Source organism: Corynebacterium sp. TUM25015, from assembly GCF_056393505.1.
Genome location: NZ_CM150783.1, coordinates 1,013,392 through 1,038,965 on the forward strand (window position 1 = coordinate 1,013,392; position 25,574 = coordinate 1,038,965).

Here is a 25,574-nt window from a genome sequence, read left to right on the forward strand (position 1 = left end):
GGCAAAACACTGTTCAGTTAGAAAGCACGTTTTAATGTCCATTGTTCCTAATCGAACTGTGCGGTTAGCGTTCCGCACCTGTGTGTTGTTTATCTGCACGGCCAGCCTCGCTGCGTGTGGCGTTAAGGGCGCCTATGAATCCGAAGCTGATGCTGCTCTGCGAAACGACATCAAGAATGCCGCTGATCTGCAGGACCCCCGTAGCTTTGAGGGAGTTTCGGAGGTCAAGGACTTCACGGATGTGGAGCCTGTGACCAAGAATCCATCCCCGAAGCTGCCGGTGGAGCTGACCGACGCAGACGGCCACGATGTCAAAGTTAATAAGCTAGATCGGATTCTGGCTCTAGACCTGTATGGCACTTACACTAAAACCCTTACTGGCCTGGGGCTTGCCGACCGGATTGTAGGCCGCACGGTCTCTTCTACTGAAAACATCTTGGCCGACAGGCCAGTGGTCACTCAGGGTGGGCACAACATCAACGTGGAAGCCGTGTTGTCGTTGGAGCCGGATATCGTCATCGTGGACCACTCCATCGGTCCACGGGACGCTATCGATCAGATTCGTCAGGCGGGCGTGACCACCGTGGTCATGGAACCGACCCGCACGATCGATTCGGTGGCCGAGGACATCACCACGCTCGGTGCTGTCGTGGGGCTCCCGGAGGATGCGGAAAAGCTTGCAGATCGCACAGTCGAGGAAATAGATCTGGATAAAGAGACCATCAAGAAGATGGTGCCCTCTACACCGATGCGGGTGGCATTCCTTTATGCTCGTGGAAATGGTGGAGTGTTCTTTATTATGGGCGAAGGGACCGGAGCCAAAGACCTGATCGAGGGCGTTGGTGCGGTTGACGTGGGGACGGAGAACAACCTTTCCTACATCGAACCAGCCAATGCGGAGTCGCTAGCTAGGTTAAACCCAGATGCGTTCATCATGATGACCGGCGGGTTGGAATCCACCGGAGGGATCGAAGGTCTGCTCAAACGCCCCGGCATAGCCCAAACCACAGCAGGGCAGAAGCGGCGCGTAATCACGATTCCAGATGGTCAATCGCTGGCGTTCGGTCCTATGACTGGGCAAACACTTTTGCGGACAGCGAAGGCGTTATATGACCCACACGGTTAACACGAACGAGTTTCTCCGGGCGCGAACGCGCCGACGGGTAGGGATTTTCGGTGCACTTGTGGTGCTAATGCTTGTTGCTGCGGTGCTATCGATCGTGCTTGGACAGTACTACGTGCCACTGCAGGATTTAGGTTCAATCTTGCTGGGGAAAGACCATCATTCAGGTCTGGCCTCCAGCGTAGTGTGGGATATTCGCTTGCCGCGCATCCTGCTGGGGTTCCTAGTCGGTGCATGCTTGGGTGTGGCTGGAACATTGATGCAGGCGGTGTTTGCCAACCCACTGGCCGAGCCATCGATTATCGGCGTGACCTCGGGAGCCGGGGTTGGTGCGGCGTTGGCAATCGTCTTTAACCTTGCTTTCTTCGGCACGTTCACCGTTCCATTCTTCGCCTTTCTTTCCGCATTGGTTGCCGCTGGCCTGATTTACCAGCTAGCTCGAAGCCAAGGCCGAGTTGTGGTTATCAATCTGGTTCTCACAGGTATCGCGGTTAATGCCGTGTGTGGAGCAATTATCTCCTTCATGGTCTATTTGGCTCCGACCGCCAGTCGGGAAGAGATCATCTTTTGGCAGATGGGATCCCTAAATGGTGCCCAGTGGAAGCACGTTTGGGTGGTTTTGCCGATCACGATGGTTGGAATTGCCGTAGCCCTACGGATGGGTGGGGCACTAGACGTACTTGCTTTGGGTGAGAAAGCCGCTGGTCACACAGGGATCAATGTAAGTCAATTGCGAGTGATTGCGATCATCGCTGCGACCGTACTCACTGCAGGCGCAGTTGCCTTTGCCGGGCTCATCGGCTTCGTAGGGCTGATTATCCCGCACCTGTTGCGAACGGTCATGGGGCCGGAGAATTATCTCCTCATCCCTGCTTCTGCGCTTGGCGGGGCGGTCTTGATTGGTCTGGCCGATGTGGCTGCCCGCACATTGATTGAATTCGCAGATTTGCCTATTGGCATCTTCACTGCCCTTGTCGGCGGCCCGACTTTCTTCGTTCTGCTGCGCCGAATGATGCGAAAGGGGATTCATGCATGAGTGCTCACTGTAGCGATGCGACTACAAACAGTATGGCTATCGGCGATAGGGCCATTGAGGTATCTGGCCTTACCGTCGACGTTGGCGCCAAGCGGTTGCTCAGTGACATTAGTTTTGTCGCTCGTGCCGGCGAGGTCACAGGGCTCATTGGGCCGAATGGTGCTGGTAAGTCGACGCTGCTTGCCGCGCTGTCTGGGGATATTAAACCTACTCAGGGTGTGGTTTCCGTCGCCGGATTAGACCCCTCTCGGGCTGATGCAAGGACGATGGCGCGGCGCCGTGCGGTGTTGCTTCAGGATGTCCAAGTCGCGTTTGAGTTTCTTGTTCGAGATGTTGTGGCGATGGGACGGCGACCGTGGCGAGGGACAGTCGATAGCAGTGTGGATGAGCTCATTGTTGACGCTGCTCTGGACGCCACCGGTTCCACTACGTTGGCAGTTCGTGACATCGTCACTCTTTCCGGTGGCGAACGTGCTCGGGTTGCATTGTCCCGGGTATTGGCCCAGCAAACACCGGTGGTGTTGTTAGACGAGCCGACCGCGGCGATGGATATCCGTCATCAGGAACAAGTCTTGAGCTTGATGCAGCAGATCGCTCACAGAGTTGGAACTGCGGTGGTGATTGTGTTGCATGACCTCGATGCAGCTGCGGCGTATTGCGATCACATCGTCTGTCTATCCAATGGGCGAATTGCCGCCGATGGATCGGTTGATTCGGTCTATACCGACGAGATCCTCTCCAGCGTTTATGACTGGCCCATCGAAGTTGTCCGCAGTGCGGATAATGACATCTCTGTCCGTCCGCGGCGAAGGGATCCGCCTGCTGCAGTAGCTCAACTGCTTTCCGCATATCAATCCACCCTCCCATTCACTAGGGCTAAGTCCCTAGGATCCATTCATCAGGAGTAATTCTCATGTCTATTAAGTCAACTCGAAATGCCATGCTCGGCACTGTGATGTCCTTCGCCCTGGGCACTGCTGCACTTTCCGTACCCGTTGCATCGGCACAGGAGGGCGCATCTCAGGCTAAACCTGAATGCAAAACTGTTATCACTGGCGGTACCTTCAACTGGGGATTGAAGGAGAGCTTCCGCAGCTACATCCTGGGGAGAATCGCTCAGGGAAGCTGGGAAACGAAGGGTGAGGTTAAGGAATCTGATCCTGCCAACAAGAAGTCCAAGGACTTCCAATTCCAATTCCAGGTAGACCCAAGTGTATCTAGCATTGAGGTCGATTCCGAGGGCAACGTAACCAAGGCAGAGATCGGCACCAAGCCGTCCGATGTCGTTTTTGAAGGCCATCATGGTGCTTTGTACTCGAACTTCAAGTCCCCTTACATCACGGCCGAGGGGGCTAGTATTCAGGGCGGCGCCAGCTACGAGGGATACTACGTGCCTGGCAAGCACATGACTGAGTATACGCCTGAGGACCGTATCGAAGAGAACAAGGTTTCCGGCAGGGACGTGTTCTCGAAGGGGCACGGAAACTGGAAGGTTGACGGGGACACTGTCACGCTTGATGCAAGCAGCATGACCTACGTTCCTAAGCCAGGAACGGATGGGGACAAGAACATTGTGGAGGGTGTAGACGTCCTATTCATGGGCATTTACTCGGCGGACTACAAGCCAGAGCTGGATGACATCAATGTTTCTCTGACCACCGAGAAGAAATGTGCAACGCCAGGGGAGCCGAATCCGGATGATGAAGGTGGTTCCGGCCCGGACAACCCGAGCAACCCAGACAACCCGAGCAACCCAGACAACCCGGACAACCCGAGCAACCCGAGCAACCCAGACAACCCGAGCAACCCAGACAACCCGGACAACCCCAGCAACCCGGACAACCCGGACAACCCAGACAACCCGGATGACCAGGGGCAAGGCCAAGGTTCGCTGGGCAAGTTCGGAAAGGTGTGGAACTACATTCTTGGCACGGTCGGAATCCTAGGCATGCTGGCGATCATTGGCCACGCGATCAACGTGTCTGGCGCTCTCGATGGCATTCACAAGAAGATTGATGAATTCCTACGCCACCACAACTTGCGCTAATAACGAGTTCCCTTTTCTCGTTCAGCGACAAATTCCAGATTCCACGCGGATCTTGAAACTCTTTCGAAAGGAATAACGTGATGGCTTCGACCTCCACACTTTCAAACACAAGCTTTAACACAGCCGAGCCGATCTCTCAGGCACTGCGCAATGCCACTGCGGAGGCGCACGGGCGCGCAGAAGGCTCTGAGTTCATGAGCACCCTTTTCAAAGGCGAGCTTGACGCTCAAGCGGTGTATGCGCTTTCGGGACAACTCTGGTTTGTCTACAGCGCTCTGGAGAACGCTGTAGACAGAGTCTCCGGCACTCCCATCGGGTCGGTTATTGCAGATCCGCGCCTGCAACGTCGCGCTGCGTTGGACCACGATCTGACGTATTGCCTCGGCTCCGATTGGCGCAAACAACTTGAACTACTGCCCGCCACCCGGCGGTATGTAGATCGACTCGACTCTTTCGGGGAACAAGACGTTGTACGAGTGATCGCTCACCACTATGTCCGCTACCTCGGGGATATTTCCGGCGGTCAGGTTATCGCTGCGCGTGTAGCAGACCTCTACAATGTCGATCCCGAGGCATTGAAGTTCTATGACTTCTCCGCTATTGGCAAGATCCCTCCGTACCGAACCAACTACCGTCAGCGCCTCGATAGCCTGCCACTCACAACGCAGCAGCGTTCCACATTGATTGAGGAAGCCATCGATGCTTTTGGTATGAATTTTGCACTGTTCACAGATCTTTACGGAGTCTGCGCGTGAATCCACCTTTCTTGTCCAAGTCCACTTCCCGCCACTTCGTTGCCAGCGCCCTGGCCAGTTCCGTCGCGTTAAGCGGCATGGCGGTTCCTGTAGCACAGGCAGAGGAAGTGTCCGCCCCAGTGTTAGAAGCCGGTGCTTTTGCTTGGCCGATCAAAACCTCTTTCCTTAAGCATGTGCAGGGGCCGGTCGCTAGGGGGACTGTCATCGGTGATGGAGGTGCGGAGTTTAAGGGAAACCAGTTTGTGTTCCCGGTCAACACCCAAGAAACGAAGCTGGACCCGCAGGGTAATGGCACGATTGCCCTGGACGGCAGCGCACATGTGACCGCATACAAAGGTCTTGGTAAGAACGGCGGACCAGCTTTGGATGTCTCTTATTTCGACTTGAAATTGAATGTCACAGGTCAAACGGTATCGCTTATCGGGGACTACTCCCTGTCCGGTAACACGGCGAACGATCCTACGCAGCTAGACAAGCGCGGCGACGATGAAGTAATCGTGACCTTCCTCCTGGAAGCCCCGATTGATCCAGGTAAGGATTTCGTTGCCCAGAACCGTCCCACAACGGCCGGTATCGGATTGCAGAGATCTCTACTCCGCTACAATGAGGGCGAAAAGCTGGAGGGCGCGGACGTGGACCTGCTGCTGGACTATGACGATGGCAAGCAGGTAGAAAATGTAACCCCGCAGGAACTGCAGGGAAGCGCAAGTGGGTTCTCCGGTTCTTCTAGTGGCAGTTCCAAAAGCTCGCCCCTTGGCATCGCGGCCGGTGTGATCGCCGCCATTGCGGCAGTGATTGGGGTAGGGGCACTGGCCTCCGGACACGTGGATTGGCGCGGAGTTTTAAAGAACTTCGGCATCAACGTCTAGAGGTAAAGCACCACACCACCCCATCTGCGAAGAATTGTTGGTCGTTCCAGCTGCTGCCGACAGGATTGGCAGTGGAAGTAACAAAATCACAGCAGGTGGGGTGCTTTGGTGTCCACATACTCGTGAGCCTGGTTCCAGTTTTCCGTGCCGGGGAAGTAACATACACAAACGCACGTAGTCGACCAGGTAAGAGGGGCATTAACAGTGGCGGGCAACACCCAGCGCAGCGGAGGCGTGCGCAAGAAGAACAAGAAGGGCGCAACCAAGGGCTCCGGCGGTCAGGGGCGCCGCAGCCTGCGGGGCAAGGGGGCCACGCCGAAGGCGGAGGATCGCGTCTACCATGCTGCCTACAAGCGCAAGCAGGCCGCTAAGCGCCGGGCTTCCGGCGCGCATGACCGCTTCGCCAAGGACGAGAACCAGGTGGAGTTGGTGGTCGGCCGTAACCCGGTGATCGAGTGCCTGCACGCCAAGGTTCCTGCCACAGCACTGTACGTCGCGGAGGGCGCCAAGAACGACGAGCGTCTGGCCGAGGCCGTTCACACCTGCGCCGACCGTGGCATCTCCGTGCTGGAGGTTTCCCGTGCCGAGCTGGACCGTATGACCGGCAACGGAATGCACCAGGGCATCGGCCTGCAGATCCCGCCATTCCAGTACACGCAGGTCGAGGACCTGATCGAGCGGACCGCCTCCGCACCACAGCCCGGCCTAGTCGTCGCGCTGGATAACATCACTGACCCGCGTAACCTCGGTGCGGTCATCCGCTCCGTCGCTGCATTCGGGGGTCACGGTGTGATCATCCCGGAGCGCCGCAGCGCCTCCGTTACCGCCGTCGCTTGGCGCACCTCCGCGGGCACGGCCGCCCGCCTGCCGGTCGCGAAGGCTACCAACATGGTGCGCTCTCTGAAGCAGTTCCAGCAGGCTGGTTACCAGGTCGTGGGCCTGGATGCTGGTGGCGACCACACTCTCGACACCTACGACGGCACCACCCCGACCGTCATCGTCGTCGGCTCCGAGGGCAAGGGGCTGTCCCGCCTGGTGGCGGACACCTGCGACACGATCATGTCGATCCCGATGGCCAAGTGGGTCGAGTCCCTTAATGCGTCGGTCGCTGCGGGCGTGGTGCTCAGCGAGTTCGCCCGTCAGCGTCGCGCTGCTAAGTGACGCCCCCTCGGCTCCAGTAGCGCCCAAACTCAGCTCTAGCCGAGCATTTCCTCCTGCTTATCCCACTGGACCTGCGCCCACGCTTCCCGCAGCTCAGGTTGCGGGTCGTAGATGGTTTGCTCGCCGGTAGGGAAGTGGGCGTCAAAAACCTGGGTGGCGAAGCCCAAAGAATAGGGATCGAAACCTGGGTCGTGCGAGTGCACGAACTGCCTCCAACGCGACTGCATGGCGACGGTTGTGGCACGTAACTCGTCGCGACCGCCGAACAGCACGGCTATGCGCCCCTTGTCCTGGTCATAGCGTTGGAAAAGAATCGGTAGATCTAGGGCGTGCATCGCGCCCATACCGGTGTAGCGCAAAAACGGGGTGGTGGTGTCCAGGCGGTAGACCCACGCGCGGTCGCTCGGATGATTCTGGGCCAGGAACCAGGAAGGACCGGTAAACAACGCATCGCCGAAGAAGCGACCTTTCAGCTTGCGGGACTTCGGGCCGCCGTAATGCTGCTCCAGAATGTTGGTGGCGTGCGCCGCAGAGCCAGAAATCGCCTGTGCGAAGGTGCGAGTGCGCGTGTACTGCATAGAGTTACGCTTCGGCTCCAGGTGCATCATGTCGTACTCGTTGCGGTTAGAACCGATCAGCAGGGGCACATCCATCATCGCGCCGGGAGTTAGCGGGTGCTCCGGTAGTAGGTCGCCGTCGATCACCGGCGCAAACGGGCCGGCCTTGGAAATGGGATTGTCTGCGTGGAAGCGAACGATCTCATCCGAGAGGCGCCCCAAAATTGCGTGCTCGGCGGTTAGCAGATCTTCGGTGGCGGCCTGCAGTTCCTCATCGCTGAGCTCCGGAGGGGCCTGACGAACCGGGGTGCGCTGATCCAGTGGCATAGATTCCTCTGCTCGCATCCGGTGCAGCCAGCGGGCTGCGAAATCCGTCCAGTATTTCGCATTAGCGCGTGTGTGGACGATCATCGGGGCGGGGGATTGCGCGATAGCCGCGCTGAACAGGCCCTTGGCAGATGGGGTGGCTAATAGGGCAGTGACCATGGATCCACCACTGGATTCACCCATGATGGTCACACGGTCCGGATCACCACCGAAGGCGCGGGCATTGTCGTGGATCCAGCGCAGTGCTGTCAGCAGGTCGGAGTGGCCTGCGTTGCTATCCATGGTGTCCGGCGTGTGCGTGCCTTCGCCCAGCGCCAATTGGCCGAAGATGCCCACGCGGTAGTTCACGGCCACGTACACACAATCGATGGCCTGGGCAAAATACTCACCGGAAAGCAGAGGCTTGTTCGCCGAGCCGTGAATATTCGATCCGCCATGGAAGTAGACCACCACCGGGCGGTTGGCCTCCGGATCAATGGCAGGCGTGGGGGAGTTTGCGGGACGCGGAACCACCACATTGAGCCATAGGCAGTCCTCGGTGCCCTCCCAGTTACCTGCGGACTTGCGCGCCGGGCGGTATTGGGAGCAGGCGTCTCCGGAAGTTGCGGCGTTAAACACGCCCTCCCATGGGGTAATGGGCTCGGCGCGGCGGAAGCGGCGTTCGCCGATAGGCTTTTCGGCGTAAGGGATGCCACGGAAGGCGGTGACGCCGTTCTCCGCGTGGCCTTTGATTAGGCCGGTGGTTGTGCGGATGATCCAGGGGTTGGTGGGTTGTGAGTTAGATGCCGTCTCGTTAATCACAAGTGCTACTCTAACGAGCTACTCGTGCGGCGTCCCTCTTACGGGGGAGATGAATATATTTTTAGCGCTATTGGTGGGGTGAGGAGCGCGCGAGCTAGGCGTGGTGTACGTGGCCCGCGGTCTCGTTGCTGGTCTGTTTCGATACTGACTCGCCGGCAGTCGAATACTCCTGAGCTCGCACTGCATCCGCCTGTACGTGCCGGGAACGCATCCACGCAATAACACGGCATACTAGGTAAATCACAAAGCTCAAGGTGGTTACGAACACGGAAACCGGTAGCCCCGGCGCCAGCGATGCCACCAGCCCTCCGACCGCCGCGACAACGGAGAACGTACCCGACAGCACCACGGCCAGCACCGGATTGCTGGTCACCTTCACCGCCGCCGCACCCGGGGTAATCAGCAACGCAATCAGCAGAAGCGCGCCGACAATCTGCACTCCCTGGCTGGCCACCACGCCGATCAGCGCGGCGAACACCAGCGCCAACACGCGCACCTTCACACCCGAGGCAGCGGCCAGCACCGGATCCACCGTGGCGAACAAAAGCGGCCGCCAGAGTAGCGCCATCGTCACTACCACTAGAACAGTCAGCACCGCCAGGATGTTTAGCGAAGCCGAGCTCACGCCCACGATCTGCCCTGTCAACAGGCTAAACGCCGAGGACGACCTACCGGGGTAAAGATAAATAAACAGCACGGAAAGGCCCATGCCGAAGCTTAAGACCACCGCCACGATGGCGTCTTGTTCCTTTTGCCCCAGCGCCGTCAGCGCCACAGCGGCTAATACTGCGCCGATCAGCGCACCCCAGCTCACGCTAAAGCCGAACAGCAGCGCGGCCGCTGCACCCATCAGCGCCAACTCACCGGTGGAGTGTGCGGCGAAGCTCATTTTCCGCATCACGATCAGCGGTGCAATCGCGCCGGAGACGATACCCAGAAGCAGCGCTGCCAATAGTGCATGTTGTACGAAGTCCACCGAGAGCAACGCGAGGGTGTCATCCCACCAGTCGCCGGTCTGGAATTGGTTACTCATACGACCACCAGCTTTCCGTCCACATTCAACACCTGCACATCGGTTCGGTACAGCCGGGAGAGCGTCTCGCTATTCATTACTTCCTTTACCGTGCCGATGGTGTGCCCATGCGGGGCGAGGTAAAGCACGCGATCGGTCACATTAAGGATCGGGTTGATGCCGTGGGTTACGAAAACGATCGCAGTGTTGTGCTCGCGCCGCCTGCGGTCGAGCAGCTCCACGGTCTGTTTTTGCGCCCGCAGATCCAGCGAGAGCAGCGGTTCATCGCACAGTAATAGCTCCGGATCCTGAGCCATCGCCTGCGCCTGGCGAATCAGTTGTTGCTGGCCACCGGAAAGTTCACCTACGCGGCGCTTGGCCAGGCCAGTCGCGCCTACCTCTTCTAGCGCCGCGTCTATTTGGGCTTTCTTCGGGCGCCTATTTTTTATGACGCCCGCTGCAAGAGCCAACCCAACGAGATCCCGCGCGCGTAGCGGAATGGATGGGTCAAACATCCTTTGTTGGGGGATATAGCCCAGCTTGTCCGTTACTTTAAGACTGCCTCGACTGAGTTTGCGGGTGCCGAGGGCAGCGTTCAGGAGAGTGGATTTTCCCACCCCGTTCGGCCCCAAAATAGCCAAAAACTCCCCTGGCTCAACCTCGAGGTCGAGGTCACGCCAGAGGGGTTCAACTGCCGCATTGCGGAGAGCAAGAACCATTACTTGGTTGCGTCCTCCAGCTGCTTGATGAGGGAGTCTGCGTACTCAAAGTAGTCCTGACCCTCATCGGGAGTTTCGTTGACATTTACGACCTTGATGCCTGCCTCCTTGGCGGCCTCGGTCAGTTGCGAGGCGGCCGAGGTTTCCGACTGCTCGTTAGTGATGAGGATGTCGGCCTTCTTGTCAGTGATGAGCTGGCGCGTAGCGGCCAGATCAGCTGCAGAGGGCTCGGACTCACTGTTCACGGCGTGGGTGAAACCTTCTGGGGTGACGTCCTTCAGATCGGAATCATCAATTAGCTCGGCAGCCACAGACTCGGTGAGGATCACGTTCTTTCCGCTGAGCTTCTCCACACGGGCCTTCAGCTCGTCGGTCTTCTTGGTGATGTCCTCGTCGGACTCCGGAATGTCGGAGTTCAATTTGTGCAGTTCGGTGGAGAGCTTCTTCTCGCACTCGGAGACCACATCCAGGTCGAACCAGACATGCGGGTTGGTCTCATCGTGGCTGTGCTCGTGGGCGTGCTCATCGCCGTGGTCATGCCCCTCGTGCTCGTCATGAGCGTCTTCGCCGTGCTCGTGGGCGTGCTCATCTGCACCGTGGTCTTCACCGTGGTGGTGATGCGCTGCAGCCAGTGGCTGTGCAGTCACAAGGGGAGTGTCTTCCTCCACGTTGTCGGTTAGCCAGTTGTCGTAGCCTGCACCATTGGCAACAACGATGTCCGCGTCTTTCACCTTGGCGATGTCGCGGGCAGTCGCTTCGTACTCGTGTGGATCATCATCCTTGCTGCTGAGGATGGTGGTTACCTCAACGTCATCGCGCCCTTCGGTGATGTCCTCCGCGATGCTGCCCCAGATAGAGGTGGAGGCGACCAGCTTGATTTTGTCCCCATCAGCTGCGGAATCTTCAGACCCGCCGGCACAGGCAGTTACGCCCAAAGCCAACGTTGCGATACTTAACACTGCTCCGAAATTGGCAACCATTTTCTTCATTCTCCCGAGATTAATGGGGATGAAAACGCTCGTCAACATAAAGATGGGTTGTTTGCAGGGCACCAAAGCGGGCACGGGGAAGTGGGCGTCAACCCCCGAACAAGAAGGCCCGGGGACTACCCTTAGAAGAATGAGCAGAGCAGTACGGCGCGGCACCCTGGCCTCCATCGCGGCAGAACTGGGCGTTTCGCGCACCACCGTCTCGAATGCCTACAACCGCCCGGATCAGCTCTCTCCCGAGCTCCGCGACAAGATTCTGCACGTGGCGGCGAAGGTTGGCTACCCGGGGCCAGACCCGATGGCGCGCTCGTTACGCACGCGACGCGCAGGTGCGATCGGAGTGCTGCTGACCGAGGAACTTCCCTATGCCTTCGAAGATCAGGCATCGCTAGAGTTCGTCTCCGGTGTATCGGTGAGCTGCGGAGCAATGGATGCCTCCATGTTGTTGATCCCCGCGGGTGTGGACGATAACCCCAGCGCTGATCGGCCTGCACAGCTGGTAAACCAGGCCAGCGTGGATGGCTTCATTGTCTACTCCGTGGCTGATGACGACCCTTATCTGGCCTCCGTACGAAACCGTGGACTACCGACCGTGGTGTGTGACCAGCCCGCCGGCGCGGGAGACCCCTTCGTGGGAATTGACGACCGCGAGGCCATCAAGCCCGCCATTCGCGCTCTTGTGGAGGCCGGGCATACCCGCATCGGCGTGCTATGTATCCGTTTGGATCGCGTGCCAAACAACGGGCCGGTTCCCACAGAACGCATTGAGGGGGCGCACATGCATGTGCAGCGCTCTCGCCTGCTTGGCATTCTGGACGTGCTCCGCGAGGCGGGGATCTCCGAGCCACCTATCGTCGAGCGGCATATCAACAACCCTCAGACTGCCTACGAAGCTGCCGAGGAGCTGCTCGCAGCCAACCCGGAGCTCACTGCGGTGGCGTGCACCACGGACTCACAAGCCCTCGGAGTGCTGCGCTACGCAGAAAAGCAGCGCATCGACGTACCCGGCCAGCTTTCCGTGACAGGGTTTGACGGTATTCCTGAAGCTATTGACGCCCACATCACCACCGTCCGCCAACCCAGTAAAGATAAGGGATTGGAGAGCGGAAATATGCTTGCCGGACTCATCGAAAAGAGGCTGAACAACACATCGGCCAAGGCCAGCCGCAGAGTGGAAACGCCGACCGTGCTGCTGGAAACAGAGCTAATCCTCGGAACGTCCGTGGCGCCGCCGCAATAGTTCCTCGAGGAAATCCCGGACGTCCTCCGGGGTGTCCAGGCGGCGAGTAGCGGAGGTTTCACCGCCGCCGACGCGAATGCCCACATCCGCAGGCGGGGCGGACTGTGCTGAGGGCTGAGCGGTGGCGGGAGAGTAGTACAACGTGGAAAGCACAGTCTCATCCGTCGTATCATCCCCGGCAAAAAGCACCCGCAGGTTGCGGCCATTCCGGGCCGCGTAGGCGCCGCGGAAGCCCTCGATGTACGAGCCCTTGGTGGTCTTGTCTACCGCGACTTCCAAAATGTCTTTACCCCACGTCACCTGGGAAAGATCGCTGGTGGCCGCGAAGTCCGCCAGCCGTTGGTTGAGCCACCCGGCCAGCTCCTTATCCGGCACCAGTCGGGTATGCAATCCAACTGCCAGAGGCTTGACCTCAACCCAGGCTCCCTCATGCTCGGTCGCGATCGCTTCTGCGTGGTCGCGCAGCTCTCCCAGCCAAGTCGCCTGCTCCGCGCTCAAAGGCGCAGCCCCGCCGTCGGCAGGCTCCGCGCCATGGCTGCCCACAAGGTGTACCGGACCTTCCACTGGCAGCATCGTTGCGGCCGTCAGCAACTCCAGATTGCGCCCAGAAATCACCATTGCCTCGGTATGCGGAAGCTGTGCCAGCCCCACTAGTGCCTCCATCGCGCCGGGGACAGCGTGCACTCCCTCGGGCTCGTCCGAGAAGTGAGCCAGGGTGCCGTCGAAATCCATCGCTACCAGTAGGTCTGGGGTGGCGGCGAGCTCGGAGATGTCGGCGTCAGAAAGTAAAGGTAGAAACGATCCATCCATGGCACTAGCCGTCCTTCGGGCCGCTGAGGAACTCGACCGCAGGAATAGACTCCCAATCCTGCTTGTCCTCTGGGGCGGGCTGCTTGAGTTTCAGGGAGTTCTCGGAGGGGCGGGTGTAGGTGAGATCCTGGTCGTTGAGGACTGCCTTCAGACGGTCGGCCGTATCCTCATCGCCGGGGAGACACTGGGCTCCGTCGATGGGGGAAGAGGAGAACTCGCTAATCCGCATGCCACCTTCCTTCCACTCCACGTGACCGGAAAGGTGCACGCAGCCGCTCGCACCGGTCAGCGAATCCTCACCGAAAACCAGGAAGCTGCGGCCTTGCTGGGCATCCGGCAGCAGGCCCCCACGCGCATCCGTATCGTAGATAGCCGAGACCTGCCATTGGGAGTTGCCCAGCGGTGCCCCCGAATCGGAGCAGGCGGCAAGGCCGGTCAGTCCGGTTGCGCTGAGCCCTAAAACCAAGAGGGCGGTGGTGCGACTCCTGCGCATCACTCCACCTCCCGCAGTTGCTGCAGGAATGCATCGGCCCAGCGGTTGACATCGTGCTCCTGTAGGTGAGACCACATTTCGCGCATCCGGCGGATTTTATCCTTCGGCTCATCCTCGATGGCCCGTTGTAGTGCGTCTGCGATGGACTCAACGTCATGCGGATTACACAGGTAGGCCTGCACCAACTGCGTGGCCGCGCCTGCGAACTCCGAGAGCACCAGCGCCCCCGAACCATCCGAGTGGCAGGCTACGTATTCCTTGGCCACCAGATTCATGCCATCCTTTAGCGGAGTAATGAGCATGACATCCGCGGCGGAGTACAACGCGACGATCTGTTCGAAGGGCAAACCGGAGTGCATGTAGTGGATCAGGGAACGCCCCAGGCTGCCGTGGTTGCCATTGATGCGGGAGACAATGGCCTCGACCTGCTGGCGAGTGCGCTGATAATCGTCTAGTCGCTCGCGAGACGGGGTGGCGACCTGCACCATCGCTATATCCTCCGGCGCCAAACGCCCAGAATCCAGTAGGAACTCTATGGCCTCCAGTCGGTGCTGGATGCCTTTGGTGTAGTCCAATCGATCCACGCCCGCGATCAGCACCTTCGGGTTACCCAGGCGGGCACGTAGATCACTGGCTTGTGCCAACACATCAGGCTGGTTGGCTTGGGCATTTACCTTGGCGGTGTCGATGGAAATCGGGAAAACTCCCACCTTCACCACACGCCCTGTGTCCAGAGTCACACTGCCCACCACCTGTGCCTCTTCGGGTAAGCGAGCCCCGCGCAGGAAATTAGCAGACTCAGAATCATCCACGATCTGCACCGAGTAATTCATCGCCCGCAGCGCCACCATAAAGTTCCGGGCAGAATCCTGCGTGTGGAACCCCACCACGTCCGCGCCCAGGGTGCCCTCTAGCACCTGGCGGCGCCATGGCAGCTGGCGGAACAACTCTGGGGCGGGGAAGGGGATATGCAGGAAAAAGCCGATGCAGACATCGTCGCGCATCTCGCGCAGCTGGCCGGGAACTAGGTGCAGTTGGTAGTCCTGCACCCACACCGTTGCATTCTTTGCGGCCTTATCCGCCGCAGCCTGGGAAAATCTTTGATTCACCTGCTGATAGCGCTCCCACCAGTCTTTATCGTAGGTGGGGTGCACGATCAGGTCGTGATAAAGGGGCCACAGGGTGGCGTTGGAAAAGCCCTCGTAAAACTGGGAAAAATCATCCGCGTCGAGGTTCACGGGAATCATATGGATCCCAGCTTCCTCTGGCGACGGCATGTCCTCTAAGCGAACCTCATCGGTTGCTCCTGGCCAGCCGATCCACGCCCCACGGTTGGATTCCAGAACCGGCTTGAGAGCGGTGACCAGCCCGCCCGGTGAGGGCACCCATGTGACCTCACCGGTGGAGTCGTTGACGTTGCGATCGACGGGAAGGCGATTAGCAACAACCAAAAAATCGGATTGCATGGCGGTCACTCCGTATCAGCAAGGGGGGCGTTAACAAACGGCGACCTACTCGCTGGCCTTGGTTGCCTTCTTCGCCGTTTTCTTGGTGGACTTCTTGGCGGTCTTCTTCGCCGACTTCTTGGTGGTCTTGCGGGTGGACTTCTTGGCCTCCTGCTCCGCTTCTTCCAGTTCAGCCACCACGCGGCGGTGGATTAGCCCCTCCGGCTCCACGCCCAGCATGCACATCAAGGTCGCTGCATCGAGGAAGTCCTCGGAGTAGGTCGCGACGATGCGCTGCGCAGCCTGAGCCGTTTCTGCTTCCACCGCATGCAGGGATTCATTGTTAGCGGAACGGTTGTCGGTGACCTTCGGAGGCACGAGCCTGACCCCATTTCTACACAGTCGACGTACGGAACTTAAGTCTCAACTTTAAATATTTTACGCGATTTACTGATCGCTCGTTCCTGTCGGGTGGTCTTGTTGTTTCTCGAGTTCGCCTTCTGACGCCCGCATTTCACTATCCAACTGCCACATACTCTTTGACGTGCTCCTTCGGCGCCGGCGCCAGTGCAGCGGCTGGCGGACGCGTCCATCTGTGCCCATCCGTGGCTTCTGCTGGGGTGCTCGGCGCGAACCCACGTTGGGGCGTCGGAACTGCTGGTAGCGATGTAGGATCCGCGGGCGGCGAATACGGCGGGCGATCCACTCGCCGAGCACCACACCAGCAGCCAGTGCAGTGGCGGTAGTCAGCGCGAAACCGAGGTTAGACATACCGACTACGAATTGGTCGTTGAGCACCGAACTCATTCCACGGTACAACGCCAAACCGGGAAGGAAAGGCGTGATGCCAGCGGCCGCGGTGATCTGCGGAGGAATCATATAGCGACGGGAGAGCAGACCACCGGCCAGGCCGACAACCAGCGCGGCCAAGGCAATGCCGAAGGTGCCAGGCCAATCCAATAAAGTCGTCACGCTGAACAGGGCGAGTGAAGCGATCAACGCTGTCAGACTTGCAACTACCGTGGCGCGGCGCTCACAGAAGCACGCACTGCAGAAGAATCCCGTGGCGACAGCACCGGAGATGATCTGAATTGTCACAGACCCCAGCACGCCCGATGTATGCGTCGTGTCCAGCGGCGGCAGGGTAATGCCCATAACGGCCATCATCTGAATACCAGCTGCAATGCCGGTGATGATGCCGCCGGTTTGAAGCAAAGTTTCGTAGAAGCGTGCGGCCGACGTGACCGGGGCACCAGTGATTCCATCCTGTAGCGCCTGAACCAGCGTCAAACCTGCGAGTAGCGCGACGATCGAGGAACCGATGATCAATGAAGGTGGCAAGTAAAAATCGATTCGATCCGCAATCGAGTAGGTGACGGCTGCGGGAATTACGGCGGCGAAACCACCCAGCACGTTTTGGAAGAACAACGGCAAGGACTTCGAAGCCAACCAGGCATTCGCAAACATCGTGAAGATCGTTGTGATACCTGCGACGATCGCCACGGCCCAACCACCGCCGAGCAGCAACGCGACGGCAGCCGCGAACCCGCCCCAGCTCGCCAGTGCATAACGGTTCCTATACGGCAGCAGGGAAGTCTCAATGTCGAAGAGAATCTTCTGTGCCATTTCCAACGGGGTGGCTCCCGCAACGATCGAGCGGATTAGGCGATCGACCTCCGTGATACGGGAGAAATCTGTAGACAGCTGCCGCACAACGCGAAACATGTTTGTCGGGGGAGTGTTCTCGTTGAAACGCGAGTAGATGTAGATCGTGTTCAACGTGATGTCGACGTGGGTGTTGTTCAGGCCGTAGGCGCTCATGATGCTTCGGATCTGCGCCTTCGCATCTGAGTTGCTGCTGCCTGCGGTGAGGAGTTGATCGCCGATTCGGGCGGCGAGATCCATTACCGCATGAGTCTTTACCGGGTCGGAAAGATCCACCGGCGCCAGTGGTGACGGTGGCGGAGCTAGGCGGATAGCATCGATGGTCGCTCTGTTGCCAGAAAAAAGCAGGTCAGAGCTCTTCTTTAACGCCCTCGACATGAAACTAGACACCCTCATACCGTACATGGGGGCGAAAGAGTTTTCACAGGCGCACATTTGCCCAGCTCAACGGTGAAATGCCGGGACCGTTTTAATGTTCTCGCGGATCGCTTGCTAGGCTGGGAAAGTCCATCATCTGCAAGGGGCGTTGTTTCTTGCGGACTTCGAAGATGGATTGTTGCTGGAGTGGCGCAATCGGTAGCGCAACGGTCTTGTAAACCGTAGGTTGCGAGTTCAAGTCTCGTCTCCAGCTCATCTGGATCCGGTGTGGCCTAAAGCGCCACTCCGTTGCCAGAAACGCCGGCGTAGTTTAGTGGTAGAACATCAGCTTCCCAAGCTGAGAGTGCGAGTTCGATTCTCGTCGCCGGCTCCAAATTCAGGGGTACTCTTTTGGTGTGACTAACAATCAACACTCACCACAAAGAATCGCAGATTTACTGTCTGTAGAGGAAGCTCAAAAGCTAAACCTTTGGCTTCGCAATGAGCTTATATCTGGAACATCAAGTCTCGCCCGGCTTGCAAACGATCTTGTTAATCCCCAAGTAGAACTGTACTTTCCTGACGATTGGGAGCAGCGATTAAAGCAACTGCCAGTCCGGGAAGAAGGTGTTCATGGGAAAGAAAAGACGACACTTTATGACTTCGCCAATGAATACCTGGCTGATATAGCTCAGCAGTTGAATGCTGAAATGGAAGCATGGGCTCTCGCGACTACCGATTTTGACCGACTGTACTGTTCCATCCTGGAAATGCGAGCCAAAAGGGTAGAAGTCTTGGTTTTTGATGACTGGGGATCGAGCGAAAGTGATGGCGATGAGCTCGGCGAAGCGCTGATCCCCTTCGAAATGGCAGACGGGATTGATTTTCAGGAAGTAAGCATCGATTTCTATGTCCGGTCGATGACGGAGCAGGTGGAAGAGGCGGCGCAAGTCATTATCGATTCGCTGAAGTGCAACGGTTTGCATCCCGTATGGGATAGCACTGCAAAGGGGCTCACTACGGGGCCTATTTCTGTTCGAATGGTCTGGCAGCCGCACAGCATCCTAGAGGAAGGATGGGACGATCTCTTTGAAACCCCGGAGGAATACCTAGCCAGCCTTGCTGTGCCACCAAGCGAATCCTAGTAGCACCGGTGCAACCCGGGCTCGGAGTCTACCCCGGCACCTTTTCTAGTCGAAGGTGTACAGCATGACGTGCGCGTGCTCGGCCTCGTCCACGCCCTTGTCGACATAACCGATCTTCTCGTACACGTGCTTCGCCCGGTCGTTGCCAAACACCACGCAAAGGCTTACTCCCGGCTTGCCGTCTGCCTTTGCTTGGTCAAGTACAGCTTGCATTAGCTTTGTACCCAACCCCTTGCCTGTGTTGCCAGGCGCCATGGCGATTGCTACCTCTGGATATTCCTCGGAGACAAACCCGTAACCATGATGCTCTTTTGAAGAGTCAAGCAACCACGCAGCGCCGATGGCCTCGCCGTTTTCTTCGACGATGACGCCACCTTGTCCCTCAGTCCAGCCATCCACATAAAAGACAGTGTCCTCGTCGAACGTCTCCGAAAATCCCCGCTCCGGGTCACCCCAGGTATCCGTTTCCTCGTTCATTTTGTGGATGAATGGACGGTCGGCTTCGACCGCTCGACGAAACGTGAACTCAATGGGGGAATCAGCGTGAGAAGTCATATATCTCAGCGTAGCGAAACAAACCCCCAGGGCGAAGCGTGGTGCTCGCGCTGGGGGTGGGAGTATGCGCCGGCGACGGCCAGGAGCCGGCAGGGGATCTTAGTAAATGTAGATCCGGTCGCCGACGTTCAGAGCGTTGAAGAAGTTCTGAGCGTGAGGGGCGGCCAGGTGGATGCAGCCGTGAGACATCACGTTCGGGGAGCCCTGGTGGAAGGCGTGGCCGTTGTTAGTGAAGTACACGGAGTATGGCATCGGGGCGTTGCCGTAGGTGCGGGAAACCTCGTTCTTCACCTTGCGGGTGATAACGTGCCAGCCCTTCGGGGTCTCGTAGCCACGCTTGCCGGTGGAAACCTTCACCGGGCCGTAGCTGGTCTTGCCGCCACGCTGCAGCCATGCAGTTTGATCGCGCAGGCTTACGCAGCCACGGGCGTTAGCCGGGCACGGGCTCTTGCGCGGAGCCGGGGCGGGGCGGTGCTTCGGGGCAGGAGCCGGACGTGGCGCTGGCTTGTTGGCGCGCTCGCGAGCAGCCAGGGCGCCAGGGGCGAGGAAGTTTGCAGCGTCGTCAGCTGCGCGATTGATCTGGCCACGGACAGGTGCCGGCAGTCCACGGGTTCCGTTGTGGACGTTGTCGCGTGCACCTAGAACGATGTTGTTGATGTCTTGCTGGGAGGAACCGAGGGGAGCAGCGGACGCAGCGCCGGTGCCCAGGGTTGCTGCCATCATGGTTGCAGCACCGACAGCAGCGATGCGGCGGCGGAGAGAGTGAGAGGTAGATTTCGTCATAGGCACAGCTTAATGGGTCTAACTCTTAAAAGGCGTACTGAATGAGGATTTCTTTAGGAATTATGGACTGCAAGAGGTAGCTAAACCTCTACATTGTTCACAGCTGACATCCAGCTATCATGCAGACAGACGCTAATTCTCTGCAGCACAATGAGGTGCATGACCATGCCAAACAATCAGCCGGTGAAGGTACTCGTTGTCGATGACGAGGCCAATATTTCTGATCTCCTCAAAGTGAGCCTGAAGTTTCAAGGTTTCGACGTTGAAACGGCCGACAACGGCCAGGACGCACTGGCACTGGCGAATACTTACAAGCCGGATGCATTCATCCTGGACGTGATGATGCCCAGCATGGATGGATTTACTCTGCTAAACAAGCTCCGCGACGCCGGTCACGAAGCTCCGGTGCTCTTCCTTACAGCCAAGGATGGAGTGGAAGATCGTATCCACGGCCTCACAATCGGTGCAGATGATTATGTGACCAAGCCTTTTAGCCTCGAAGAAGTGATTACCCGGCTGCGGGTGATCCTGCGCCGAGTCTCTCCGGACGATGAGCGGGAATCCAGTCTCATTACCTACGAGGACATCACCCTCAATGACGACATGCATGAGGTCACCAAAGCTGGTGAGGTCGTCGATCTTTCCCCGACTGAATTCAAACTCTTGCGCTACCTGATGATCAACGCCGAGGTTGTGCTGAGCAAGTCCAAGATCCTGGATCACGTGTGGAATTACGACTTCGGTGGGGACGGCAATGTTGTCGAATCCTATGTCTCCTACCTGCGTCGCAAAATTGATAAGGAAGAGCCCCACCTGATCCAGACAGTGCGTGGCGTGGGGTATGTGCTTCGCAAGCCGCGGTCTTAGTTTTTAGATTCTGCGCATTTCTATGTCGTCACCTGCAAATTCCTCTGCAAATTCTGCAGTCAACCCCGCTTCCCCTGCATCAGCCGTCCCGGTGCGTTCGGGGCATCCGGGGCATTTCCTTTCCCATTACCCGCTACGAATCTCATTGGTCGTGGTCATCGCCGTCTTGGTTGCGATGGGCTTAACGGTTTCTGGCGTATCTGTGACCACCACCCTGCAGCGCTTCCTGATCCAAAGAGTCGACGAGCAGCTGGATCAGGCCACGAATGGTTGGGCTCACAGATCGGGCCTGGTCGACGGAAACAGCGGTACGCAGAGCGAACAAAACAATAGCGATACTCAGAATGAACTAGAATCCGACGGGATCGCTGGTTCCTCAAGCGGACACTCCCTCGGCCTCGAAGGCTTCGGCGTGCTTAACCAGCAGCTTCCGAATCCCGTCACCGGAGTAACCCGACCGCCGAGCGACTTTTATGTCTTGGTAGTTGACGACAATATTTCCTACGAATACTTCAACTCTCCCGTGACAGCTCGCCCCGAAATTCGCGGGCTGGGCAAACCGACCATGCCTGTCACCGTCGGTTCCCGCGAGGATTCCGGTTCTCGTATCAGTTGGCGGGCCACTAGCTTCCGAAACGATGATGGGACGATCACTATCGTTGCATTGCCGCTGGAGGAAGAAGAGCACATTATTTCCCGCCTCGTCCTACTTCAGGTACTTATCGGCTTGACGGTGATCGCATTCGTCATTCTGGCGTCGATGTATCTGGTTCGTCGCGCGTTACGCCCGTTGAACGAGGTGGAACTGACGGCGTCAAAAATTTCGAACGGCGACCTCGGGCAGCGCGTCCCGAACTGGCGACCCAACACGGAGGTCGGACGGCTTGCGCAGGCTCTCAATAAAATGCTCGCACAGATTCAAGCGGCATTCGTGGCCATCGGCGCTTCGGAGAAGCAGGCGCGCAAATCTGAGGCATCGATGCGCCGTTTCATCGGCGACGCCTCGCATGAACTGCGCACCCCGCTGACGTCGGTGCGAGGCTACGCGGAGCTGTACCAATCCGGTGCTACTGATGACGCCCCCATGGTCATCGACCGCATTTCCGAAGAGGCTGGCCGCATGAGTCTACTGGTCGAGGATCTCCTGGCACTGGTCCGCATGGACGAGGGGCGCCCATTGGACAAAGCACGGGTGGACATGCTGGAACTAGTGCTGGAAACAGCAGAGTCAGCGCGTGCAGGTTTCTCGAACCGCATGGTACATGTGGTCAATGAAACGGGAGAGGTACCCCTGGTTATTGGCGACGTGAACCGGTTGCACCAGGTATTCGGCAATTTGGTTACCAATGCTCTGCGGCATGCCGGAGAGGATGCGGAAGTGACTCTGCGTCTGGATCAACGCGATGGCCGTGTGATCGTAGACGTGGAGGATAACGGGCAAGGCATCCCGGAGGAGGATCTGCCGCACCTATTTGAACGGTTCTACCGCCCGGACGTGTCACGCTCCCGTGCTTCGGGTGGTTCGGGTCTGGGGCTGTCGATCGTTAAGGGGCTGGTGGCTGCACATGGTGGAACAGTCTCCGTGGATAGCACAGTAGGCGAGGGCACACGGTTCCGCATCGAACTGCCTGAGGCTCCCGAGGCGGAATAGCGTTCGGGGAGAGTACGGGGGCTAAGCCTCCGTATCGTGTTCTTCTAGGCCGTCGAGTAATGCCAGGTGGACGATGTCCTGCACATCCGGATTAGTTGGTAATTCCTCATGCTTACATTTGGATACGCCGAGATCCTGTAAGAAGTAATTCGTGATGATGGCCTCGCCTGTATCGTTCGAATGGCCGTCTTCGAGGTGAAAATCTTCATGGTCGCTGGGGACCGTGGGCTGGCGGTCACCCAGGAAAGCGTTTTCGTGGGGTACGACGGTCGCGTCGTTCCGCGTGGCGTAGCAGGTGTATCGAATGTGATTGCGGGTCTCAGGGGACGCGGCAAGCGTCTCCATCAATGGCGAACCAATGACCTGTTGCATACCCGCTGCGCCGAAGATCCGCCGAATAGTGGCGGCTGCCACGCGCTGGCTCATGTCGGTTGTGAACATATTGCCGAGCATGCCCATGAGTGTGGTGCCCTGGTGTGGGGCGCCGAGAGTGATGAGGTGGTGGACATAGTCCTCACCACCGAGCTCATTGATCCAATAGCGTGCCAGCAATCCGCCTTGGGAATGCCCCACAATGTCCACAGCCTCCGCCCCCGTGGCGGCCAAAACCTGTTCAATATAGGCGCCAATGTCCTGGGCGGAAGTGGGAATGTCCTGGGTGCCATGCACACCGTAGTCCGGACTGAACACCACGAAGTCGTCCTCACGTAGGCGCAGAACCAGGTTCTGCCAGACATTTTTCGAACTGATGGTTCCGTGGATAAGGATCACAGGATAAGGGCGATCAATGGTGGGGCGTGCTTGCCAAAGGTCGTCGGCATAGCCGGGGGAGACCTGGCGGGCGCCAAGCGGCGGATCGGGGATGGCGCCGCGTAGCTGCGGTAGTTGAGGGCGGCTCATCCGTCCGGGAATATCCCAGAGGAAGCGGCCGGTACTGGAGATACCGCTGGCCATCCCGCTACCGAGACGGCTCAACCAGCTGCGATTGTCCGGCCCCTCACCAATGACATCACCGGCGTTGACAGGATCATAGTCGGCGTCACCGTCACCGTTGTTGTAACCGTCGTAACTGTCGAAACTGCCGGGGCTGGCGGCGGAACCACCATCCGCAGTTTCTTTCATTTCAGCTTCCACGGCTGCGCCCGCTGGGGGATCAACCTCGGCTAATTCCTCAAGGTCGAGTTCCGGGTCAACTTCCGAGCCAACCTTCGGGGTTGCGATGTCGTGAGCGTCGTCGGCTTTGCTGTCGTTTTCCACTGGTTATCCACCGCGATAAATCGTCGAGGGTGCTGGGGCGTGTAGCTGATGTATAGCTAGAGCTGGATTGGGTCTAAGCGGAAGGAACCTTCGCCTCGTCTACTCCCTGGGCAAGCAGCCCCTTGCGGATCTTGTCGGCGGACTCATCCATCTTTTCCGGATCAGTCTCATCCATCCGCATCACATTTTGCAGGCTATAGCCGGACATGTCAGAGGCCGGGAAAATGTGGATATGGGCATGTGGCACCTCGAAACCGGCAATGAGGTAGCCGGCCCGCGGGGCGTCAAAACCATCCACCACGGCCTTGCCCACCAGCTGGGCAATTTCGTTACAGTGCGCCCAGGTAGCCGCGTCCAAATCGGTCCATCGGTCGACCTCCTTAACCGGTACGACCAGCGTGTGGCCATAGGCCGCGGGCTCGATGGTCAAAAACGCTGCTGCTGTTTCGTCGCGGTAAACGATGCGACCGGGGATCTCACCGTTCAGGATTTTCGTGAATACCGTAGCCATGCTGCCGATGTTAGCGCGTTAAACCTTTCTGGTGGTGGGGGTCAGCTTCGCTAGACTGGGAACCATGCGCATTCTTGTAATCGGCAGCGGTGCCCGCGAGCACGCGCTGGCTTATTCCCTGTCCCAGGATCCATCCGTCGAGCAGGTACACGTGAGCCCGGGTAACGCCGGCATGACAGCAGTAGCCACTGTGCATGCAGAGGGTGATCCGGTAGAGCTGGCTCGGGAGATCGAGGCAGACCTTGTGGTGATCGGCCCTGAGATTCCCCTAGTAGCCGGTGTAGCCGATGAGCTACGCGCCGCGGGATTCGCAGCGTTCGGCCCGTCGGCTGCTGCGGCAAAGATTGAGGGCTCGAAGGCCTTCGCGAAAGACATCATGGCCAAGGCGCAGGTCCGTACGGCTGAGGCCGTCGCCGTCCCCGTCGGGTCTAGCGATTCTTTTATTGACGCCACCCTCGACAAATTCGGCCCCACTTATGTCGTCAAGGACGATGGACTGGCTGGCGGTAAGGGCGTCGTAGTCACGGGCGACCGGGCGGAGGCCTTGGAACACATCCAGGCCGTACATGCTGGTGGCAACCCCGTGCTGTTGGAAAGCTTCTTGGACGGCCCCGAGGTTTCCTTGTTCTGCCTCGTCGATGGCGAGACAGTTGTTCCGTTGCTGCCAGCCCAGGACCACAAACGCGTCGGAGACAACGACGAAGGGCCGAATACCGGCGGCATGGGCGCATACACCCCGCTGCCATGGCTGCCCGAGGACGGCGTGCAACGCATTGTGACGGAGGTAGTCGAACCCGTTGCTAAACAAATGGTTGCTGAGGGCGTGCCCTTCAACGGCCTGCTGTACGCAGGTCTGGCCTGGGGTAGTGAAGGACCCGCTGTGGTGGAATTCAACTGCCGCTTTGGCGACCCGGAGACCCAGGCGGTGCTGCGCCTGTTGAAGACCCCGCTGGGCGAGGTGCTGAACGCAGTGGCTACGGGCACCTTGGATCAACTGCCACCGTTGGAGTGGGAGGAAGGCTACGCCCTGACCGTGGTACTGGCCGCAGAGAACTATCCGGCCAGCCCCGTCACAGGCCAGCCGATCACTGGTGCAGAGCCAGGCAGCGAATCCCGCGGAGTATTGGCCGCAGGCGTAGCGGAAAAAGACGGTCAGTTGGTCAGCGCCGGCGGACGCGTGCTGAACGTCATCGCTACCGGCGCCACGCTCGCAGAAGCGCGTGAGCACGCATATGACACGCTAAAGGGAATCCAATTGGAAGGCTCGCACTACCGCACGGATATCGCTCTTCCGGCAGTTGAGGGTCGTATTTCCGTCTAAGCACGGGTGATTTTCGTACGTTTTTCACTGCGGCAGAAGTGTGAGAGAAAACTCTCGTGTAAAGATTCCGTTAGGGTT

Annotated in this window: 25 protein-coding genes and 2 tRNA genes; 14 read left to right on the plus strand and 13 right to left on the minus strand. The window is 58.6% G+C overall.

Going from position 1 to position 25,574, the window contains the following annotated elements; genetic code table 11:
- Positions 1–34: 34 nt before the first annotated feature.
- The 7 genes from AC06DS_RS04555 (at position 35) to rlmB (ending at position 6,991) form a co-directional block, all read left to right on the plus strand.
- A complete protein-coding gene (locus AC06DS_RS04555) occupies positions 35–1,126 on the plus strand; it encodes a heme/hemin ABC transporter substrate-binding protein (RefSeq protein ID WP_035007512.1) in 1,092 nt (363 codons plus the stop codon).
- Positions 1,110–2,159 carry a FecCD family ABC transporter permease gene (locus AC06DS_RS04560; RefSeq protein WP_034974928.1) on the plus strand — a complete coding sequence of 350 codons (1,050 nt, stop codon included), beginning with the start codon at positions 1,110–1,112 and terminating at the stop codon, positions 2,157–2,159. The genes AC06DS_RS04555 and AC06DS_RS04560 overlap by 17 nt, the downstream gene beginning before the upstream one ends.
- Positions 2,156–3,067 carry a heme ABC transporter ATP-binding protein gene (locus AC06DS_RS04565; protein WP_434820791.1) on the plus strand — a complete coding sequence of 304 codons (912 nt, stop codon included), beginning with the start codon at positions 2,156–2,158 and terminating at the stop codon, positions 3,065–3,067. Before AC06DS_RS04560 ends, AC06DS_RS04565 begins: the two co-directional genes overlap by 4 nt.
- Before the next feature lie 5 nt (positions 3,068–3,072).
- Positions 3,073–4,206 carry an HtaA domain-containing protein gene (locus AC06DS_RS04570; RefSeq protein ID WP_476727850.1) on the plus strand — a complete coding sequence of 378 codons (1,134 nt, stop codon included), beginning with the start codon at positions 3,073–3,075 and terminating at the stop codon, positions 4,204–4,206.
- Positions 4,207–4,286: 80 nt separating this feature from the next.
- On the plus strand, positions 4,287–4,961 hold the full coding sequence (locus AC06DS_RS04575; protein WP_293791090.1) for a biliverdin-producing heme oxygenase: 675 nt from the start codon (positions 4,287–4,289) through the stop codon (positions 4,959–4,961).
- Positions 4,958–5,830, plus strand: a complete 873-nt coding sequence (locus AC06DS_RS04580; RefSeq protein ID WP_239388477.1) for an HtaA domain-containing protein — start codon at positions 4,958–4,960, stop codon at positions 5,828–5,830. Before AC06DS_RS04575 ends, AC06DS_RS04580 begins: the two co-directional genes overlap by 4 nt.
- 204 nt (positions 5,831–6,034) lie before the next feature.
- Entirely contained in the window at positions 6,035–6,991 is a 957-nt protein-coding gene (rlmB, locus tag AC06DS_RS04585) for a 23S rRNA (guanosine(2251)-2'-O)-methyltransferase RlmB (protein ID WP_293791091.1), read from the plus strand.
- Positions 6,992–7,026: 35 nt separating this feature from the next.
- Here the strand turns inward: rlmB and AC06DS_RS04590 are convergent, their stop codons facing one another.
- The 4 genes from AC06DS_RS04590 to AC06DS_RS04605 form a co-directional block, all read right to left on the minus strand.
- Positions 7,027–8,676, minus strand: coding sequence for a carboxylesterase/lipase family protein (locus AC06DS_RS04590; RefSeq protein WP_477101127.1), 1,650 nt, complete (start codon positions 8,674–8,676; stop codon positions 7,027–7,029).
- Between the two features lie 94 nt (positions 8,677–8,770).
- Positions 8,771–9,709: a metal ABC transporter permease gene (locus AC06DS_RS04595; protein WP_293791093.1), complete on the minus strand. Its 939-nt coding sequence runs from the start codon at positions 9,707–9,709 to the stop codon at positions 8,771–8,773.
- Positions 9,706–10,407, minus strand: coding sequence for a metal ABC transporter ATP-binding protein (locus tag AC06DS_RS04600; protein ID WP_293791094.1), 702 nt, complete (start codon positions 10,405–10,407; stop codon positions 9,706–9,708). Before AC06DS_RS04600 ends, AC06DS_RS04595 begins: the two co-directional genes overlap by 4 nt.
- Complete coding sequence (locus tag AC06DS_RS04605; protein ID WP_477101128.1) at positions 10,407–11,387, minus strand: metal ABC transporter solute-binding protein, Zn/Mn family; 981 nt, start codon at positions 11,385–11,387, stop codon at positions 10,407–10,409. Before AC06DS_RS04605 ends, AC06DS_RS04600 begins: the two co-directional genes overlap by 1 nt.
- 139 nt (positions 11,388–11,526) lie before the next feature.
- Here AC06DS_RS04605 and AC06DS_RS04610 point away from each other — a divergent pair, with 139 nt between their 5' ends.
- Positions 11,527–12,636, plus strand: a complete 1,110-nt coding sequence (locus AC06DS_RS04610) for a LacI family DNA-binding transcriptional regulator (RefSeq protein ID WP_477101129.1) — start codon at positions 11,527–11,529, stop codon at positions 12,634–12,636.
- Here AC06DS_RS04610 and otsB read toward each other — a convergent pair.
- The 5 genes from otsB to thrE form a co-directional block, all read right to left on the minus strand.
- Entirely contained in the window at positions 12,601–13,446 is an 846-nt protein-coding gene (gene otsB / locus AC06DS_RS04615) for a trehalose-phosphatase (protein ID WP_293791096.1), read from the minus strand. The genes AC06DS_RS04610 and otsB overlap by 36 nt on opposite strands.
- A 4-nt stretch (positions 13,447–13,450) precedes the next feature.
- Entirely contained in the window at positions 13,451–13,939 is a 489-nt protein-coding gene (locus AC06DS_RS04620) for an META domain-containing protein (protein WP_293791097.1), read from the minus strand.
- Positions 13,939–15,405, minus strand: coding sequence for an alpha,alpha-trehalose-phosphate synthase (UDP-forming) (locus AC06DS_RS04625; protein WP_477101130.1), 1,467 nt, complete (start codon positions 15,403–15,405; stop codon positions 13,939–13,941). The genes AC06DS_RS04620 and AC06DS_RS04625 overlap by 1 nt, the downstream gene beginning before the upstream one ends.
- Positions 15,406–15,450: 45 nt before the next feature.
- On the minus strand, positions 15,451–15,762 hold the full coding sequence (locus tag AC06DS_RS04630) for a hypothetical protein (protein WP_477101131.1): 312 nt from the start codon (positions 15,760–15,762) through the stop codon (positions 15,451–15,453).
- 69 nt (positions 15,763–15,831) lie between these two features.
- On the minus strand, positions 15,832–17,427 hold the full coding sequence (gene thrE, locus AC06DS_RS04635; RefSeq protein ID WP_477101132.1) for a threonine/serine exporter ThrE: 1,596 nt from the start codon (positions 17,425–17,427) through the stop codon (positions 15,832–15,834).
- Between the two features lie 180 nt (positions 17,428–17,607).
- Between thrE and AC06DS_RS04640 the strand changes: the two genes are divergently transcribed.
- The 3 genes from AC06DS_RS04640 (at position 17,608) to AC06DS_RS04650 (ending at position 18,551) form a co-directional block, all read left to right on the plus strand.
- Positions 17,608–17,680 (plus strand) — tRNA-Thr (locus AC06DS_RS04640).
- Positions 17,681–17,726: 46 nt separating this feature from the next.
- Positions 17,727–17,800 (plus strand) — tRNA-Gly (locus tag AC06DS_RS04645).
- A gap of 22 nt (positions 17,801–17,822) precedes the next feature.
- Positions 17,823–18,551, plus strand: coding sequence for a hypothetical protein (locus AC06DS_RS04650; RefSeq protein ID WP_473963494.1), 729 nt, complete (start codon positions 17,823–17,825; stop codon positions 18,549–18,551).
- Positions 18,552–18,596: 45 nt separating this feature from the next.
- On the opposite strand, the gene AC06DS_RS04655 is transcribed toward AC06DS_RS04650, so the two are convergent.
- Both AC06DS_RS04655 and AC06DS_RS04660 read right to left on the minus strand, forming a co-directional pair.
- On the minus strand, positions 18,597–19,106 hold the full coding sequence (locus AC06DS_RS04655; RefSeq protein WP_293791102.1) for a GNAT family N-acetyltransferase: 510 nt from the start codon (positions 19,104–19,106) through the stop codon (positions 18,597–18,599).
- A gap of 99 nt (positions 19,107–19,205) precedes the next feature.
- Positions 19,206–19,889, minus strand: coding sequence for a L,D-transpeptidase (locus AC06DS_RS04660; RefSeq protein WP_293791103.1), 684 nt, complete (start codon positions 19,887–19,889; stop codon positions 19,206–19,208).
- Positions 19,890–20,048: 159 nt separating this feature from the next.
- On the opposite strand from AC06DS_RS04660, the gene AC06DS_RS04665 reads away from it, so the two are divergent.
- Positions 20,049–20,756, plus strand: a complete 708-nt coding sequence (locus AC06DS_RS04665; protein ID WP_293791104.1) for a response regulator transcription factor — start codon at positions 20,049–20,051, stop codon at positions 20,754–20,756.
- Positions 20,757–20,778: 22 nt separating this feature from the next.
- A complete protein-coding gene (locus tag AC06DS_RS04670; protein WP_473963493.1) occupies positions 20,779–22,407 on the plus strand; it encodes a sensor histidine kinase in 1,629 nt (542 codons plus the stop codon).
- Between the two features lie 21 nt (positions 22,408–22,428).
- Here AC06DS_RS04670 and AC06DS_RS04675 read toward each other — a convergent pair whose 3' ends face one another.
- Positions 22,429–23,664: an esterase/lipase family protein gene (locus AC06DS_RS04675; RefSeq protein WP_473963492.1), complete on the minus strand. Its 1,236-nt coding sequence runs from the start codon at positions 23,662–23,664 to the stop codon at positions 22,429–22,431.
- A 73-nt stretch (positions 23,665–23,737) separates the two neighbouring features.
- On the minus strand, positions 23,738–24,175 hold the full coding sequence (locus AC06DS_RS04680; RefSeq protein ID WP_473963491.1) for an HIT family protein: 438 nt from the start codon (positions 24,173–24,175) through the stop codon (positions 23,738–23,740).
- A 64-nt stretch (positions 24,176–24,239) separates the two neighbouring features.
- Between AC06DS_RS04680 and purD the strand changes: the two genes are divergently transcribed.
- Positions 24,240–25,496, plus strand: coding sequence for a phosphoribosylamine--glycine ligase (purD, locus tag AC06DS_RS04685; protein ID WP_477101133.1), 1,257 nt, complete (start codon positions 24,240–24,242; stop codon positions 25,494–25,496).
- Positions 25,497–25,574 lie beyond the last annotated feature (78 nt).

Coding starts and splice junctions, on each gene's coding strand:
- AC06DS_RS04605 (WP_477101128.1), bottom strand. CDS start 11,387: ATGGTTGCCAATTTCGGAGCAGTGTTAAGTATCGCAACGTTGGCTTTG.
- AC06DS_RS04560 (WP_034974928.1), top strand. CDS start 1,110: ATGACCCACACGGTTAACACGAACGAGTTTCTCCGGGCGCGAACGCGC.
- AC06DS_RS04665 (WP_293791104.1), top strand. CDS start 20,049: ATGACCATGCCAAACAATCAGCCGGTGAAGGTACTCGTTGTCGATGAC.
- AC06DS_RS04575 (WP_293791090.1), top strand. CDS start 4,287: ATGGCTTCGACCTCCACACTTTCAAACACAAGCTTTAACACAGCCGAG.
- AC06DS_RS04620 (WP_293791097.1), bottom strand. CDS start 13,939: ATGCGCAGGAGTCGCACCACCGCCCTCTTGGTTTTAGGGCTCAGCGCA.
- purD (WP_477101133.1), top strand. CDS start 24,240: ATGCGCATTCTTGTAATCGGCAGCGGTGCCCGCGAGCACGCGCTGGCT.
- AC06DS_RS04595 (WP_293791093.1), bottom strand. CDS start 9,709: ATGAGTAACCAATTCCAGACCGGCGACTGGTGGGATGACACCCTCGCG.
- AC06DS_RS04565 (WP_434820791.1), top strand. CDS start 2,156: ATGAGTGCTCACTGTAGCGATGCGACTACAAACAGTATGGCTATCGGC.
- AC06DS_RS04670 (WP_473963493.1), top strand. CDS start 20,779: ATGTCGTCACCTGCAAATTCCTCTGCAAATTCTGCAGTCAACCCCGCT.
- AC06DS_RS04600 (WP_293791094.1), bottom strand. CDS start 10,407: ATGGTTCTTGCTCTCCGCAATGCGGCAGTTGAACCCCTCTGGCGTGAC.
- AC06DS_RS04610 (WP_477101129.1), top strand. CDS start 11,527: ATGAGCAGAGCAGTACGGCGCGGCACCCTGGCCTCCATCGCGGCAGAA.
- AC06DS_RS04660 (WP_293791103.1), bottom strand. CDS start 19,889: ATGACGAAATCTACCTCTCACTCTCTCCGCCGCCGCATCGCTGCTGTC.
- AC06DS_RS04680 (WP_473963491.1), bottom strand. CDS start 24,175: ATGGCTACGGTATTCACGAAAATCCTGAACGGTGAGATCCCCGGTCGC.
- thrE (WP_477101132.1), bottom strand. CDS start 17,427: ATGTCGAGGGCGTTAAAGAAGAGCTCTGACCTGCTTTTTTCTGGCAAC.
- AC06DS_RS04625 (WP_477101130.1), bottom strand. CDS start 15,405: ATGCAATCCGATTTTTTGGTTGTTGCTAATCGCCTTCCCGTCGATCGC.
- AC06DS_RS04570 (WP_476727850.1), top strand. CDS start 3,073: ATGTCTATTAAGTCAACTCGAAATGCCATGCTCGGCACTGTGATGTCC.
- AC06DS_RS04555 (WP_035007512.1), top strand. CDS start 35: ATGTCCATTGTTCCTAATCGAACTGTGCGGTTAGCGTTCCGCACCTGT.
- AC06DS_RS04655 (WP_293791102.1), bottom strand. CDS start 19,106: ATGACTTCTCACGCTGATTCCCCCATTGAGTTCACGTTTCGTCGAGCG.
- otsB (WP_293791096.1), bottom strand. CDS start 13,446: ATGGATGGATCGTTTCTACCTTTACTTTCTGACGCCGACATCTCCGAG.